The organism is Pseudomonas sp. MWU15-20650 (assembly GCF_023242475.1).
GTDB lineage: Bacteria > Pseudomonadota > Gammaproteobacteria > Pseudomonadales > Pseudomonadaceae > Aquipseudomonas.
This window is the reverse complement of sequence record NZ_JALJFG010000002.1, coordinates 185,829-201,068: the sequence shown is the minus strand read 5'-3', so window position 1 is coordinate 201,068 and position 15,240 is coordinate 185,829. Positions and strand designations below refer to the sequence as shown.

The following is a 15,240-nucleotide window of genomic DNA, read 5'->3' as shown; positions in this document are numbered from 1 at the left end:
TCAAGCGTCAGCCGCTGTTTTTTTCGGCCAAGCCTCGGCGTGAGCCAATGAAACCAAGGCTTCGCGCACTTGTGTCGGCGTGTTGCAAGACGCCGCAAAGGGCAACCAGTGCAGGCTTTGACCGATACGCAAGTGCATGCCTTCACTGTCGATCCCCGCCAACTGCGCCGGTTCGAAAGACGGCAAACCGGCCAGCTCGACATAGTGGGCGATGGCCTTGGTGTGATCGCTGTTCATGTGCTCGATCATGCTGCGCTCAGCCTTGCCCGCGAAGGGGTTGGCCAGGGTCAACTGGTCGACCCAATGAATCGCGCCAAACCCACCGATATAACGGTGGCGCACCGGCTTGAGCACCCAGAAGTCGAAATCGTGGGCCTTGTGGTAATTGGCCGAATCAGGGAAATAGCGGTAATAGCGCTCGGCAGCCGCTTCAATGGCCGCTTCATCTTCGAGCTTTTCAGCTTCGGCCAGGTAGGTCAGGCGCCCAACGGCTTGCACATCGTCGGCCTCACGCTCCCCCACCAACAGCGAACACTTGGGATCTTTGTGCAGGTTATGGGTGTGCTGGGCGATGCGGCTGATCAGGATAATCGGGCGGCCCTGCTCGTCGAGACAATACGGCACGACCGAGCCGAACGGAAAACCGGGCATGGCTTTGGACAGTGTGGAGAGAGCCCCACGGTATTCCTTGAGCAACAGCTCTCGGGCGTTCTTGGCAACCTGCGCGCTCAATGTATGACTCCTCGGGTGTTCCGCCGCCCATGGCATATGGGAATGGATCTCAACACAAGGTAATCAATATCGGCGCAGGTTGCCAGAGCAGCCGCGGCGGTTTTACCAGGCCACACCAAAGCCTGCGGTGTAGCGGGTCTTGCTCAAGCTGCTTTGCGATTCGCCGCTGATGATGTCGCGCTCAGCCTTGAGATTAAGGGAGGCCCACTCGGTGACTTTGTAGCGCAGGCCCATTTCCGCATCCAGGGAGTAATCGGACGGCCCGGCCAGCGGCTTGCCCACCTCACCATTGGTGAAGAACTCCACGGTCTTGCCGACCAGGTAGCGGTTGTAGTTCCACTTCATCGCCAGGGAATAGAAGTTGGTCTTGCCGCCATCGGCATATTCGTAATCGGTGCGGTTAACCAACGAGCCGAGGGAGAACGCGCCCAGTTCATCGTCCCAGAACTGGTAGCCGGGGCCGGTACCGACGGTGCGCTGACGCGACAGGTCTTCTACCTTGTCACGCTTGTAGGTCAGGCGCCCCTGCCAGAACCAGTGCTCGGTAATGAAGCGGTCCAGATCGTATTCCAAGGCCCAGTTGTCGGTGGTGGTGACGTCATCCTGGAACTCGCGGTTGTATTCGCCCTTCGCGGTATGCCGCCACAGGCCGTGACGGGCGGAGGTCTTGAAGTCGATATCGTAGTCGTTGGTGTCTTTGTCGGCGCGCTTGTAATCCAGCGCCAGGTCGACGTTGCCTTTCCACACCAGGTCTTCGATGACCGGCTTGGGCTTGATGATCTGCTGGATACTTGCCAGCTCGACGGTCTTGGGTGCCTCACCATTGGCCAGCACCACCTTGCCATCCGCCGCCGCCTGCAGGGACTTGGCTTTTTCGCCGGTGTAGGCGTCCTGCTTGACCAGCAGTTCCTGGTCGCTTTCGAGGGTTTTCACCTGCTTCCAGTCCACCGGGATGGAGCCGGCATAGTCGGTTTGGATCAGCAACTTGCCACCGTCGAAGACTTTGATCTTGCCGGTCAGGCGGTCGCCGTTTTTCAACCAGACGGTATCGGCGAGCAACGGTGTGGAAGCACTGAAAACAGCAAGGCACAGCAGGGTTCTGGACAACATAAGCAGATAGGGAGCTCAAGATTGGCGAAAAAGGGGCGTTATCGTGTTAGATAGCTAGGACTGACTCAAGGATTTAGGTTGAGTTCAATACACATCGACACACTTATAGAAATTTCCTACACACCCAAAGATACCCACCGTGAATCAACCCACCGACCCACCACAAAGCCCCGCCGAGATGCGCCGCACCGCGTTGTACCTGACCCTGGCGCAAGTGCCCGAAGGCTGCGTAGTCAGTTACGGCGAGTTGGCGCACCTGGCCGGGTTGGGCCGTGCGGCTCGCTGGGTGGGACGAACCTTGAGCCAACTGCCCGAGGACACTCGGCTGCCGTGGCACCGAGTGCTGGGTGCCGGCGGTCGGATAAGCCTGCCGGTTGGCAGTGCCTCAGGTGACGAACAACGTGCGCGTTTACGTAGCGAAGGTGTCAGCATCCTGAACAATCGCGTTGATATTCAGCGTCATGGCTGGCGCCCGGTAGAGCACAGCGGTTAGAGTGCGCGCTTTGTTTCCGCAAATCTGAGGCAGACTCCAGCCCATGCCCCGTAAAACCTGGCGCGCCGCGCTCGCCGCCTATGCCAGCCCTTCGACGTTAGTGCTGTTGTTGCTCGGCTTTGCCGCCGGCTTGCCTTACATGTTGGTGTTCTCAACGCTTTCCGTGTGGCTGCGTGAGGCGGGCGTGGCCCGCGAGACCATCGGCTATGCAAGCCTGATCGGCCTGGCCTACGCCTTCAAATGGGTGTGGTCGCCGTTGCTCGACCAATGGCGCCTGCCGCTGCTCGGTAAACTCGGGCGCCGTCGCTCCTGGCTGGTGCTTGCCCAGTCGCTGGTGATCCTCGGATTGATCGGCATGGGCTTCTGCGATCCGCAAAAACACTTGTCCTGGCTGATCGCTATTGCGGTGATTGTCGCCTTCGCTTCGGCCACCCAGGACATTGCGGTAGACGCCTATCGCCTGGAAATCGCCGACGACAGCCGCCAGGCTGCCCTGGCCGCCAGCTACATGTCGGGTTATCGCATCGCCGCCCTGCTCGCCACGGCCGGTGCGCTGTTCTTTGCCGAAGGCTTCGGCTCAACCGGCTTCAACTATAAACACTCGGCCTGGACCGGCACCTATGTGCTGTTCGGCCTGCTGATGATCCCGGCACTGCTGACCACCTTCTTCATGCGTGAACCCGATGTGCCACTGCGCACCCAGTTGCAGGCGGGGCGTTATACGTTCATGCATCAACTGGTCTCGGTGTTCGTACTGATTGTGCTGTTGGTGTCGGTGCCCGCCATGTTCACCCAGCTGTACAACACCGATTTCGCCAGCGTGCTGTTCCACGGCGTGACGATGTGGGAACTGCTGATGGAGGACCGTGCGTTCCTGCGCGCCATCCTGTACATCCTGCTCACCACCCTGTGCCTTTCCACCATGGGCCGCCGTGGCCTTGCACCGGTACTCACGCCCATCAACGACTTTATCCTGCGCTATCGCTGGCAGGCGTTGCTGCTGCTGGGGCTGATTGCCACCTATCGCATGTCCGATACGGTGATGGGCGTGATGGCCAACGTGTTCTATATCGACCAGGGCTTTACCAAGGACCAGATCGCCGGGGTCAGCAAAATCTTCGGCCTGATCATGACCCTGATCGGCGCCGGTATGGGCGGCCTGTTGATTGTGCGGTTCGGTATCTTGCCGATCCTGTTTATCGGCGGCGTAGCCTCGGCCGCGACCAACCTGTTGTTCGTGATGCTCGCCGACATGGGCCCCGACCTGCAGATGCTGATCTTCACCATTTCCCTGGATAACTTCAGTTCTGGCCTGGCCACCTCGGCGTTCGTGGCCTACCTGTCGAGCCTGACCAACCTCAAGTTCTCCGCGACCCAATATGCACTGCTCAGCTCGATCATGCTGTTGCTGCCACGCCTGATCGGCGGGTATTCGGGCGTGATGGTGGAGAAGTTCGGGTATCACAACTTCTTCATCATCACCTGCCTGCTGGGCGTGCCGACGCTGTTCCTGATTGCGTTGCATTGGTTTCAGGAAAGTCGGCGGAGCCGGTTGAGTCCGCCCACAGAAGAGTAATGGCCTTGGGGGCCTGTAAAAGCTGGACCACAGCGCCCCCATCGCGAGCAAGCTCTGCTCCTATAGACCGCTCTGCAGTCTGATGCCTGTACGTCGGCAGCAAGCGCCCGTACAATCCCAAGTCATTTCAAGTCCAAGCAACCGACAACGGCCTACCATGCGTACCAGTCAATATTTGCTCGCCACACAGAAAGAAACGCCTTCCGACGCGGTTGTGATCAGCCACCAGCTGATGCTGCGCGCCGGTATGATCCGCAAACTGGCCTCCGGCCTGTACACCTGGCTGCCCATGGGCTTGAAGGTGATGCGCAAGGTTGAAGCCATCGTTCGTGAAGAAATGAACGCCGCCGGCTCTCTGGAAGTGTTGATGCCGAGCACCCAACCGGCTGAGTTGTGGCAGGAATCCGGGCGCTGGGAAGAGTACGGCCCCGAGCTGCTGCGCTTCAAGGACCGTCATGGCCGCGATTTCTGCGCAGGCCCGACCCACGAAGAAGTCATCACCGACCTGATGCGCAATGAGTTGAGCAGCTACAAACAGCTGCCCCTCAACCTGTATCAGATCCAGACCAAGTTCCGTGATGAAATCCGCCCACGCTTCGGTTTGATGCGCGGTCGTGAATTCATCATGAAAGATGCGTATTCGTTCCATGCCGACCAGGCTTCCCTGCAGGTCACCTACGACCGCATGCACACGGCCTACTGCAACGTCTTTACGCGCCTGGGCCTGAAATTCCGCCCGGTTGAAGCAGACAACGGCTCCATCGGCGGCGCTGGCTCCCACGAATTCCACGTGCTGGCCGAGTCCGGCGAAGACGACATCGTCTTCAGTAACGGTTCCGACTACGCGGCGAACATCGAGAAAGCCGAAGCCGTGCCACGGGAAACTTCCCGCCCAGCGCCGACTCAAGAGCTGCGCCTGGTCGACACGCCAGAAACCAAGACCATCGCGGCGCTGGTGGAAAAATTCAATCTGCCGATTGAAAAGACCATCAAGACCCTGATCGTGCATGCCGAGGAAGAAGGCAAGCTGATCGCCCTGGTGATCCGTGGCGACCACGAGCTCAACGAAATCAAGGCGGCCCAGCAACCTGGCGTGGCCAGCCCGCTGGTGATGGCCAGCGATGCCGAACTGCGCGACGCCATTGGCGCCGGTGCCGGCTCCCTCGGCCCGCTGAACCTGCCGCTGCCGATCATCATCGACCGTTCGGTCGAGCTGATGAGCGACTTCGGTATTGGCGCGAACATCGACGACAAGCACTACTTCGGCGTGAACTGGGAGCGTGACCTGCCGGTTCCGACCGTGGCCGACCTGCGTAACGTGGTGGCCGGTGACCCAAGCCCGGATGGCAAAGGCACCCTGGAGATCAAGCGCGGTATCGAAGTCGGGCACATCTTCCAGCTGGGCAACAAGTACAGCAAGGCGATGAAGTGCGAAGTGCTGGGCGAAAACGGCAAGCCGATCACCCTGGAAATGGGTTGCTACGGCATTGGCGTTTCCCGTGTGGTTGCCGCTGCCATCGAGCAGAACAACGACGAGAAAGGCATCATCTGGAGTGACGCCCTGGCGCCGTTCCAGGTTGCCCTGGTACCGCTGCGTTACGAAACCGAGCAAGTACGCGAAGCCACCGACAAGCTGTATGCCGAACTGACGGCGGCCGGTTTTGAAGTGCTGCTCGATGACCGTGACAAGAAAACCAGCCCGGGCATCAAGTTCGCCGACATGGAACTGATTGGCATCCCGCACCGGATCGTGGTCAGTGACCGCGGCCTGGCCGATGGCAATCTGGAATACAAGAGCCGGACCGAAGCCGAAGCCCAACCGTTGCCGGTGGCTGACGTGCTGTCTTTCCTTCAGGCGCGTATTCGTCGCTGAAAACCAGATCAAGAGAAGTCATGTTCAAGCGAAACACCAGAGCCCTGGGGGGCGCCGCCTTGTGCGGCGCCCTGCTGGTCAGCGGCTGCGCCAACCAGATGTCGCAACGCAGTGAGCACGAGGAGCGGGTCGAGCGTAAGTTGCTCGACCACAGCCTGCAGATCGATGTAGGCGACCCCAAAGTGCTGGAGCTGCCGCAACGCCGGGTTCGGATTCACGAGCAAAAGACCTTTGAGGTCACCGAATTCGAAGTCACCCGTCGTTACGATCGCTACACCCCCTACCAGCCCTGGCGCAAACTCTATGAGATGCCCTTGGGGGCCGTAGCCTTGGTGGCGGGCGCGGGAGCCAACGTGGCGAATATCTTTGCCCTCGGCAACCTGCCCACCAGCATGACCCGTGACTGGTTGAGCTACGGCGTGGACGGCATCAACCCGTTCATGAACGTGCAATCCCACGGCCGTGCGCAACAGAACCTCGCGGGTATCGATGAAGTCCAGCGCGACAAGCGCACGGAGTATTCGAGCCTGCCCTGGAGCGAGCGCCCGGTACAGGTGACCGCCGGCAAGCAGACCCATGAGCTGACCACTGACCGCGACGGCATACTGCGCCTGAACCTGCTGGACAGCCCATTTGCCGAGCAGGACCTGAACCACGTCACGACCTTGAAGATCAGCGTGGAAGATGGCCAGGACGACGTGCACTCGGATTCGACCCTGGCGATCAGCAACACCTTGCGCAGCAAATTGCTGGAAGCCCACGGCCTGATCTATGACGACCTGGAAGACGACGAAGTCAGCCAGTGGGTGCACCGGGTCAAGCGCCTGTCTGAGCTGGGCCTGGAAGAAGAAGCCAGTGAACTGGAACAAAGCCTGATTGAACTGACCCGCAATGATCCCGAATTGCAGCAGGAATTCCTGCAGGCACTGACCAAGGATGCGGGGCGTCTCGTCGCGGATCCTGGCGCACGCTGAGCTCTCAAAATGTGGGAGGGGGCTTGCCCCCTCCTACATTTAAATCTCCCACCTTCTTTAATCCCGGTTTCTACCAGCAGAACTCGAGCTGCTCATTGCCGCCGCTCAGGTCGAGCAACCGCACCCCAATCCCCAGCAACCGCACCGGTTTCCCACCCCGGTTAAACGCCTGGGTCAGCAACTGTTGATAACTCTCCAGATCCCGCCCTGCCCCGGCCTGCTCCAAGGTGGTTTGGGTAAAGTCATGAAACTTCACCTTCACGAACGGCTTACCCGCCCGGTAACTGCTGTCGATACGCGCCATGCGCCCCGCCAGGGTTTCCATCAGCTCAGGCAGTTTCGCCAGGCAACTTGAGAGATCCGGCAAATCCACATCGTAGGTGTTTTCCACACTGACGGACTGCCGCCGGCTGTCGTTCTGCACGACACGGTCATCAATCCCACGGGCCAGGCTCCAGAGGCGCTCACCAAAACTGCCGAACTCCCGCACCAGCGCCAGCTTGTTCCACTCACGCAGTTGCAGGCAGTCTTCAATGCCCAGGCGCGCCAGCTTGTCCGCGGTCACCTTGCCCACGCCATGCAACTTACTCACCGGCAATATCGAAACAAAGTCTTCGACCTGGTCCGGGGTAATCACAAACAGGCCGTTGGGCTTTTTCCAGTCGCTGGCAATCTTGGCCAGGAATTTGTTCGGCGCCACGCCGGCAGACACGGTGATATGCAATTGGTTGGAAACCCGACGGCGAATGTCCTGGGCAATTCGCGTGGCGCTGCCGCCAAAATGCGGGCTATCGGAAACATCGAGGTAGGCTTCATCCAGCGAGAGCGGCTCGATCAAGTCGGTGTAGTCACGAAAGATCGTCTGGATTTCCTTCGATGCTTCTTTATAGGCATCCATGCGCGGCTTGACGATGGTCAAGTCTGGGCAGAGCTTCAAGGCGTGACGCGACGACATCGCGGAACGCACCCCATACGCCCGTGCTTCGTAGTTACACGTCGCGATCACCCCCCGCCGATCTGCCGAGCCGCCGACAGCCAAGGGCTTTTGCGCCAGGCTCGGATCGTCGCGCATCTCAATGGCGGCGTAGAAGCAATCACAGTCGACGTGGATGATTTTGCGTTGCGTCATATAAACAGGAGGGTAATCCAACGGGTAATCAGTATCGCATTCACACCTGTATATAGCACCAGTAGTTTGAATCCTCCCTCCGAGCGGTAGGAAATTTCCCAGATGAATTTATTTTCTCAATCGAATTTAGCATCCCAATAGAGCTGAAAGCCCTGGCCTGACTGGGCCCGCGCCCTTTCGAAGCCTCTTATTCAACGCTAACCGATTGAACCACAAGCGCTTTTCTTCGATTCAGCGGTTGACACACTCGCGTTCCTCTGTAGAATGCCGACACACAGACGCGGGATGGAGCAGTCTGGTAGCTCGTCGGGCTCATAACCCGAAGGTCGTCGGTTCAAATCCGGCTCCCGCAACCAAACATCAAAAAAGGCTACTCGAAAGAGTGGCCTTTTTTGTGCCTGTCTATTTTTCAAGCCTGGATCGCGTGAACGCCACTGCTCGGGGCATGCCCGCTCACGACAAAAAGCGTTTCCAATCTGGAAGTTAGGTAGCCTGGGCAGTTAATTCACACTTATTTGACCCATCGGCCCATTAACGGTTGACACCCTGCCGCGGGGCTGTAGAATGCCGCCCACAGACGCGGGATGGAGCAGTCTGGTAGCTCGTCGGGCTCATAACCCGAAGGTCGTCGGTTCAAATCCGGCTCCCGCAACCAAACATCAAAAAAGGCTACTCGAAAGAGTGGCCTTTTTTGTATCCGGTAAAAAAGCTCTTCTGAAACAATGGCATGGCATCTTTCATGAAACCGTACACGGTTTGTAGAGTCCATTTCATTGCAAGCTATGCTCAATGCTCAAGCACTACCCTTTACGACCAATGGCCGCAGTCGCCCCACCCGGCGATAAGCGTTAATATTTGTAATTATTTTGTCCATAGGGATTGGTAACTTGGCTGGATACCTCCATCCTGTCGCGCACAATCCACGAGGTGATTGATGCGCGCCAACTCGTCTGAACCACAAGACACCGTCACAGCGGAACAACCGATTACTCCCACCCGTTTGCGTTGGCTGGATCTGTTGAGCAAATACCGTCAACCCATCGGGTTGGCCGTTACCCTGTTGCTGTTTGCAATTGCCCTGATCGCCTGCCGACACCTGCTGCTGGAACTGGATCTCTACGCCCTCCACGACTCGATCCTGGAAGTGCCCAAGCCTTCGCTGCTCGGCGCATTTGCGGCAGCGGTCGCCGGTTTCATTATTCTGCTGGGCTATGAGTTCTCGGGAGCCCGGTATGCCGGGGTGAAACTGCCCGCCAAGACCCTGGCCCTCGGAGGGTTCACGGCCTTTGCCATCGGCAACGCCATTGGCTTGTCGATGCTCTCCGGCGGCTCGGTGCGTTACCGTCTATATGCACGTCATGGCATTGGCGCCTCGGAAGTCGCGCGCATGACCGTGTTCGCCAGCCTGGCCCTGGGCACTGCACTGCCACCGTTGGCGGCACTGGCCACCCTGAGTAACCTGCCGGCGGCGTCGACTTACCTGCATTTGCCGCAAAGCGTGCTCGGTGGTATTGCCGGTGCTGTGCTGCTGTTAACGGCCGTGCTGTGTATCGGCATTTACCGCCGCCGCCTGCCGGAACAACCTTACCCCGACAACCTGCTGGTCAAGGTCGGGCGCCGTACCCTGCGCTTGCCCGGCCGTCGCCTGACGTTCCTGCAACTGGTCATCACGGCATTGGACGTCGCGGCAGCCGCCACCGTCCTTTATATGCTGCTGCCGGAAGCACCGCCCTTCGGCCCGTTCCTGTTGGTGTACCTGCTGGCCCTGGCGGCCGGGGTACTCAGCCATGTACCCGGCGGTGTCGGGGTCTTCGAGGCGATCCTGCTGGCAGCCTTTGCCGACAAGCTCGGTGCCGCCCCCCTGGCCGCCGCCCTGTTGTTGTACCGGATGATCTATGTGGTATTGCCACTGTTGATCGCCTGTATCTTCCTGCTGGTCAACGAAGCCCAGCGCCTGTTCCAGACCCAAAAGAGCCTGCGCGTGGCATCGGGCCTGGCGGCGCCCGTGCTGGCCGTACTGGTTTTTTTGTCCGGCGTGGTCCTGCTGTTTTCCGGCGCAACACCGGAAATCGACTCGCGCCTGGAAAACATCGGCTTCCTGATTCCCCACCGCCTGATTGACGCTTCGCACTTTGGTGCCAGCCTGATCGGCGTGTTGTGCCTGTTGCTGGCCCAGGGTCTGCGTCGACGTTTGTCGGCCGCCTGGATGTTGACCATGGTGCTGCTGCTGGCGGGCGCCCTGCTTTCGTTGCTCAAGGGCTTCGACTGGGAAGAAGCCAGCCTGATGACCATGACCGCCGTGCTGCTGGCGATCTTCCGTCGCTCGTTCTACCGCGCCAGCCGCTTGACCGAGCTGCCATTCTCGCCGCTGTACCTGGTGGCCAGCGTCTGCGTACTGGGGGCCTCGATCTGGTTGCTGCTGTTTGCTTATCAGGACGTACCGTATAGCCATCAACTGTGGTGGCAGTTCACCCTTGATGCCAACGCACCCCGTGGCTTGCGCTCACTGCTCGGCGCCGCCGTGCTGCTGGTGATCGTCTCGTTGACCTGGCTGCTGCGCACAGCGCGCCCGGTCATCCACCTGCCGACACCGGAAGAACTGGAGCGCGCCACCAAGATCCTGATGGCGTCTTCCCAACCCGACGGCGGCCTGGCGCTGACCGGCGACAAGGCGTTGCTGTTCCACCCGAACGATGAAGCCTTCCTGATGTACGCCCGTCGCGGGCGCAGCCTGGTGGCCTTGTATGACCCCATCGGCCCGACCCAACCGCGCGCCGAAATGATCTGGCAGTTCCGCGACCTGTGCGACATCCACCACGCACGCCCCGTGTTCTACCAGGTGCGCGCCGAGAACCTGCCGTACTACATGGACATCGGCCTCACAGCGATCAAGCTGGGCGAAGAAGCCCGTGTTGACCTCAAACGCTTTGACCTGGAAGCCAAGGGCAAAGAGATGAAGGACCTGCGCTACACCTGGAACCGTGGCACCCGGGACGGCCTGTCCCTGGAAATCTTCGATCCGGGCCAGGCGCCGATGGATGAACTCAAAGTCATCTCCGATGCGTGGCTGACCGGCAAGAACGTGCGGGAAAAGGGCTTCTCCCTGGGACGCTTCAGCGACGACTACCTCAAGCACTTTCGGATCGCGATCATTCGCTTCGAAGGGCGCCCGGTGGCCTTCGCCAACTTGCTCGAGACTTACAACCATGACCTGGCCAGCCTCGACCTGATGCGTGCCCACCCGGACGCGCCCAAGCTGACCATGGAATTCATGATGGTTGGCCTGATTCAACATTATAAGAACCATGACTACGCCCGCTTCAGCCTCGGCATGGTGCCGTTGTCGGGCTTGCAACCACGTCGTGGCGCACCGCTGGCCCAACGCCTGGGCTCGATGGTGTTCCACCGTGGCGAACAGCTGTATAACTTCCAAGGTTTGCGCCGCTTCAAAGACAAGTTCCAGCCCGACTGGGAACCCCGTTACATGGCCGTGCCCGCAGGACTTGATCCGCTGGTGGCACTGGCCGATACCGCCGCCCTGATCGCGGGCGGCTTGACTGGATTGGTGAAACGCTGATGATTCGACGCTCCTGGCGGTATGTATTGGCCCTTATAGTGCTGCTCGCACTGATTGCGGGGGGTGGCTTTTGGTACTGGAACCGCCCTGCCCCGCAACCGACCCTGGAGCAATTGCCCCAGGCTGACGGCACTGTCATGACCCGCGTTACCCCGGCCGGCTCGGCAAAAGCCCGCGTGGCCGTCGCCGTGATGGCCGACGAAACCCTGACCGATAGCCAACTGATCGCCCTGAGCCAGGGCGGTTCGGCGCAAATCGTTCAGGTGATCTTGCCCAAAGATGACTGCAAGCTGCAGGAACAAGCGCTGCAAAGCGCCCTGAGCCAGCTTAAAGGCCCGGCGACCCTGGTCAGCGGTATCGGCCCTGGCGCTGCGCTCGCCTGGCGCTGGCTGGCCACACAGAGCGATGACAAGGCCAACGCCATCTCCGTGGGTTTCGCCCTGGTGCAGGAAGGCTGCAAAGACCCGCTGCCAAAGACCTCCGCCCATGGCAATTGGCTGGTGGCGTGGAACGACAACCCTGACGATGAAAGCGCCAGTTTCGTACGCGACACACCGCGCGCCACCACCAGCATCAGCGACTACGACATTCACTATCCACAAGTGCTGAACAACGAGCTACGCAAGCAACTGGTGGGTTCGGACAACGGCGGCCTGGCGATTCCCGTGGTGGAAGTACCGGCCGGCCAAGCCAAGGACACCGTCACCCTGTTTCTCTCCGGTGACGGCGGCTGGCGTGACCTGGACCGCGACGTGGCCGGCGAAATGGCGAAGATCGGCTACCCGGTGGTCGGTATCGACACCTTGCGCTACTACTGGCAGCACAAGACACCGGAGCAAAGCGCCAAGGACCTCGCCGAGTTGATGCAACACTACCGGCAGAAGTGGGGCACCAAGCGCTTCGTACTGACCGGTTATTCGTTCGGCGCCGACGTGCTGCCGGCGATCTACAACCGCCTGCCGGAAAGCGAACAGCAACGGGTCGACGCGATCATCCTGCTGGCGTTCGCACGTACCGGCAGCTTTGAAATCGAAGTGGAAGGCTGGCTGGGCAACGCCGGTAAAGAAGCGGCAACCGGCCCGGAAATGGCCAAGCTGCCGGCCAGCAAGGTGGTGTGCATCTACGGTGCCGAAGAAGTCGACGAGAGCGGCTGCACCGACAAGACGGCCGTCGGCGAAGCGGTGAAGCTGCCAGGCGGGCATCACTTTGACGAGAACTACCCGGCGCTGGCGAAGCGCTTGGTGGATATCATCGTCAAGCACCAGGCCAAAGCCGAGTAATTCCAGGCTCTACGCAAAACCAAATGTGGGAGAGGGCTTGCTCCCGATAGAGGTGGATCAGTCACAACATCATTGACTGACACTCCACTATCGGGGGCAAGCCCCCTCCCACATTTGCTTAGCGGCGCCGCTGGTATCTAGCGCGGTTCGATATGCGCAATCATCAATTGCACGGTTTCCTGCCCACGGAACTCGTTCACATCCAGCTTGTAGGCCAATTCCACCCAACGCACAGTTGGGTTCGGCCAGACCTCGCGGTCCACGCCGAACGCAATGCCATCAAGCTTCACTGACCCACACTCGCTCTTGAGCACCACTTTAAGGTGACGCTCACCGACCACACGCTGCTCCACCAACTGGAACACACCGTGAAACAGCGGTTCGGGGAAGTGTTGCCCCCACGGGCCGGCATGCCGCAGTGCACGGGCCAGTTCCAGGTGAAACTCTTCCACGGCCAATGTCCCGTCGGAGAGCAAGCGGCCCGTGAGGTCTTCTTCACGCAGTTGCCGGCGCACTTCGGCATCAAAGGCTTCGGCAAACAGTGGGAAGTTCGCCTCGGGTAATGTCAGGCCGGCCGCCATGGCGTGGCCGCCGTATTTGGTGATCAGGGTGGGATGCTGGCTCGCGACGACCGCCAGGGCGTCACGGATGTGAAACCCCTGCACAGAGCGCCCTGAGCCCTTGAGCAGGCCATCGCCGGCATCCGCAAAGGCGATGGTTGGACGGAAATAGCGCTCTTTCATGCGCGACGCCAGGATCCCGATCACACCTTGGTGCCATTCCGGGTCGAACAGGCACAAACCGTACGGCATCGACTCCACCGGCAAGTCCTTGAGCTGGGCCAGGGCCTCGCGCTGCATGCCTTGCTCGATGGATTTGCGGTCCTGGTTCATGCCGTCCAACTGCGCGGCCATTTCCCGCGCGGCGGCGAAGTCACTGGTGAGCAGGCACTCAATCCCCAAGCTCATATCGTCCAGGCGGCCAGCGGCGTTGAGGCGCGGCCCGAGGATAAAGCCCAGGTCGGTGGACGTGATACGCGCCGAATCGCGCTTGGCCACTTCCAGGATCGCCTTGATCCCCGGGCGCGCACGGCCCGCACGAATACGTTCAAGGCCCTGATGGACGAGAATGCGGTTATTGGCATCCAAAGGCACCACGTCAGCGACGCTGCCCAGGGCCACCAGATCGAGCAACTCACCGATGTTCGGCTGGGGCTTGCTGTCATACCAACCCAGGCTGCGCAAACGCGCGCGCAGGGCCATCAACACGTAGAAGATAACCCCGACGCCCGCCAGCGCCTTGCTGGGGAACTCACAACCCGGCTGGTTCGGATTGACGATGGCATCCGCCGCCGGCAATTCATCGCCCGGCAAGTGGTGGTCGGTCACCAGTACCTGCAACCCCGCCGCCTTCGCCGCCGCTACGCCTTCGACGCTGGAGATACCGTTGTCCACGGTGATCAGCAACTGTGGTTGGCGCTGCAGTGCCACGGCAACGATTTCCGGGGTCAGGCCATAGCCGTATTCGAAACGGTTGGGCACCAGGTAATCGACATGGGCCGCCCCCAGCAACCGCAGGCCCAGGGTACCGACGGTGCTGGCCGTGGCGCCGTCGGCATCGAAGTCACCGACGATCAGGATACGCTGGCGCTGTTCCAGGGCCGTCACCAGCAGGTCCACGGCCGCATCGATCCCCTTGAGATGCTGGTAGGGAATCAACCGCGCCAGGCTCTTATCCAGCTCGGCCTCCGACTGCACCCCGCGTGCGGCATAGAGACGGGTCAACAGCGGCGGCAATTCACCGAGGAATGGCAGGACAGCGGGCAATGGGCGGGGATCAATACGCATGGGGTGACGGGAGCTTCTCTTCTGATACAACGGTTAAACAACGATTTTTCAGGCAACACAAATCAAATGAGGGAGGGAGCTTGCCCCTCCCACACTTTTTCAACCACGCTCGCCAACCAGCCATTGCAACTGCACTTCGTGCTGGCCACGGTCATCGGTGACGAAGATCGTGCCTTCGCTGATCATCACATCCCACTTGATCACCCGCGGCATGTCCTTGGCCAGGGTCTCGAGGACTTCCTGCGGTACAGCGGCGATGTGCACGTTTTTCAGGTTGTTCGCCACCGGGACCACCTTGCCTTCCCAGACGCGCAGGCTGCCATAAGCCAGCAGGCTGGTACGCTCGGTACGGCGCGAGCACCACGTCAGGCGGTCGGCATCCGGCTGGCCGACTTCGATCCAATGCAAAACCCGATCATCCAGGCTTTTTTCCCACAGGGCCGGCTCGTCTACATCCGACAGGCCACGGCCAAACGACAACTGCTCGCTGTACCAGAGGGCGTAGGCCAGCAGGCGCACGGTCATGCGCTCTTCGGTTTCCGAAGGGTGGCGGGCGATGGTCTGTTTGACGCTCTCGTACACCGAGCGATCGAGGTCGGTGAGGTTGAGTTCGAATTTATAGGTCGTGGACGGCTGGGCCATGAACGGG

At 60.2% G+C, this 15,240-nt stretch carries 11 protein-coding genes and 2 tRNA genes; 8 read left to right on the top strand and 5 right to left on the bottom strand.

The annotated features are described in order from the left end of the window. Both M5B43_RS02785 and M5B43_RS02780 read right to left on the bottom strand, forming a co-directional pair. Nucleotides 1-732 (bottom strand): DUF2470 domain-containing protein, encoded by a 732-nt coding sequence (locus M5B43_RS02785; protein WP_248748675.1) that lies wholly within the window; start codon nt 730-732, stop codon nt 1-3. A gap of 102 nt (nt 733-834) precedes the next feature. After that, the gene (locus M5B43_RS02780) at nt 835-1,842 is read right to left on the bottom strand and encodes a DUF481 domain-containing protein (protein WP_248748674.1); all 1,008 of its coding nucleotides are present in this window, start codon (nt 1,840-1,842) and stop codon (nt 835-837) included. 178 nt (nt 1,843-2,020) lie between these two features. On the opposite strand from M5B43_RS02780, the gene M5B43_RS02775 reads away from it, so the two are divergent. The 4 genes from M5B43_RS02775 to M5B43_RS02760 all read left to right on the top strand — a co-directional run bounded on the left by M5B43_RS02775 (nt 2,021) and on the right by M5B43_RS02760 (nt 6,758). Further along, nucleotides 2,021-2,335: an MGMT family protein gene (locus M5B43_RS02775; protein ID WP_017139745.1), complete on the top strand. Its 315-nt coding sequence runs from the start codon at nt 2,021-2,023 to the stop codon at nt 2,333-2,335. Nucleotides 2,336-2,378: 43 nt separating this feature from the next. Beyond that, nucleotides 2,379-3,911 carry an AmpG family muropeptide MFS transporter gene (locus tag M5B43_RS02770; RefSeq protein ID WP_248748673.1) on the top strand — a complete coding sequence of 511 codons (1,533 nt, stop codon included), beginning with the start codon at nt 2,379-2,381 and terminating at the stop codon, nt 3,909-3,911. A gap of 157 nt (nt 3,912-4,068) precedes the next feature. Further along, nucleotides 4,069-5,784 (top strand): proline--tRNA ligase, encoded by a 1,716-nt coding sequence (locus M5B43_RS02765; protein WP_248748672.1) that lies wholly within the window; start codon nt 4,069-4,071, stop codon nt 5,782-5,784. Nucleotides 5,785-5,804: 20 nt separating this feature from the next. Beyond that, the gene (locus tag M5B43_RS02760) at nt 5,805-6,758 is read left to right on the top strand and encodes a hypothetical protein (protein ID WP_248748671.1); all 954 of its coding nucleotides are present in this window, start codon (nt 5,805-5,807) and stop codon (nt 6,756-6,758) included. Nucleotides 6,759-6,828: 70 nt separating this feature from the next. Here the strand turns inward: M5B43_RS02760 and dinB are convergent, their stop codons facing one another. Further along, complete coding sequence (gene dinB, locus M5B43_RS02755; protein ID WP_248748670.1) at nt 6,829-7,887, bottom strand: DNA polymerase IV; 1,059 nt, start codon at nt 7,885-7,887, stop codon at nt 6,829-6,831. A 279-nt stretch (nt 7,888-8,166) separates the two neighbouring features. On the opposite strand from dinB, the gene M5B43_RS02750 reads away from it, so the two are divergent. The 4 genes from M5B43_RS02750 to M5B43_RS02735 all read left to right on the top strand — a co-directional run bounded on the left by M5B43_RS02750 (nt 8,167) and on the right by M5B43_RS02735 (nt 12,744). Beyond that, nucleotides 8,167-8,243, top strand: a tRNA-Met gene (locus tag M5B43_RS02750). A 222-nt stretch (nt 8,244-8,465) separates the two neighbouring features. Continuing rightward, nucleotides 8,466-8,542 (top strand) — tRNA-Met (locus M5B43_RS02745). Nucleotides 8,543-8,821: 279 nt separating this feature from the next. Continuing rightward, a complete protein-coding gene (mprF, locus tag M5B43_RS02740; protein WP_248748669.1) occupies nt 8,822-11,464 on the top strand; it encodes a bifunctional lysylphosphatidylglycerol flippase/synthetase MprF in 2,643 nt (880 codons plus the stop codon). Next, nucleotides 11,464-12,744, top strand: a complete 1,281-nt coding sequence (locus tag M5B43_RS02735; RefSeq protein ID WP_248748668.1) for an AcvB/VirJ family lysyl-phosphatidylglycerol hydrolase — start codon at nt 11,464-11,466, stop codon at nt 12,742-12,744. The genes mprF and M5B43_RS02735 overlap by 1 nt, the downstream gene beginning before the upstream one ends. Nucleotides 12,745-12,881: 137 nt before the next feature. On the opposite strand, the gene recJ is transcribed toward M5B43_RS02735, so the two are convergent. Beyond that, nucleotides 12,882-14,591: a single-stranded-DNA-specific exonuclease RecJ gene (recJ, locus tag M5B43_RS02730; RefSeq protein ID WP_248748667.1), complete on the bottom strand. Its 1,710-nt coding sequence runs from the start codon at nt 14,589-14,591 to the stop codon at nt 12,882-12,884. Nucleotides 14,592-14,690: 99 nt separating this feature from the next. Continuing rightward, nucleotides 14,691-15,233 carry a YaeQ family protein gene (locus tag M5B43_RS02725; RefSeq protein ID WP_248748666.1) on the bottom strand — a complete coding sequence of 181 codons (543 nt, stop codon included), beginning with the start codon at nt 15,231-15,233 and terminating at the stop codon, nt 14,691-14,693. Nucleotides 15,234-15,240: the final 7 nt, after the last annotated feature.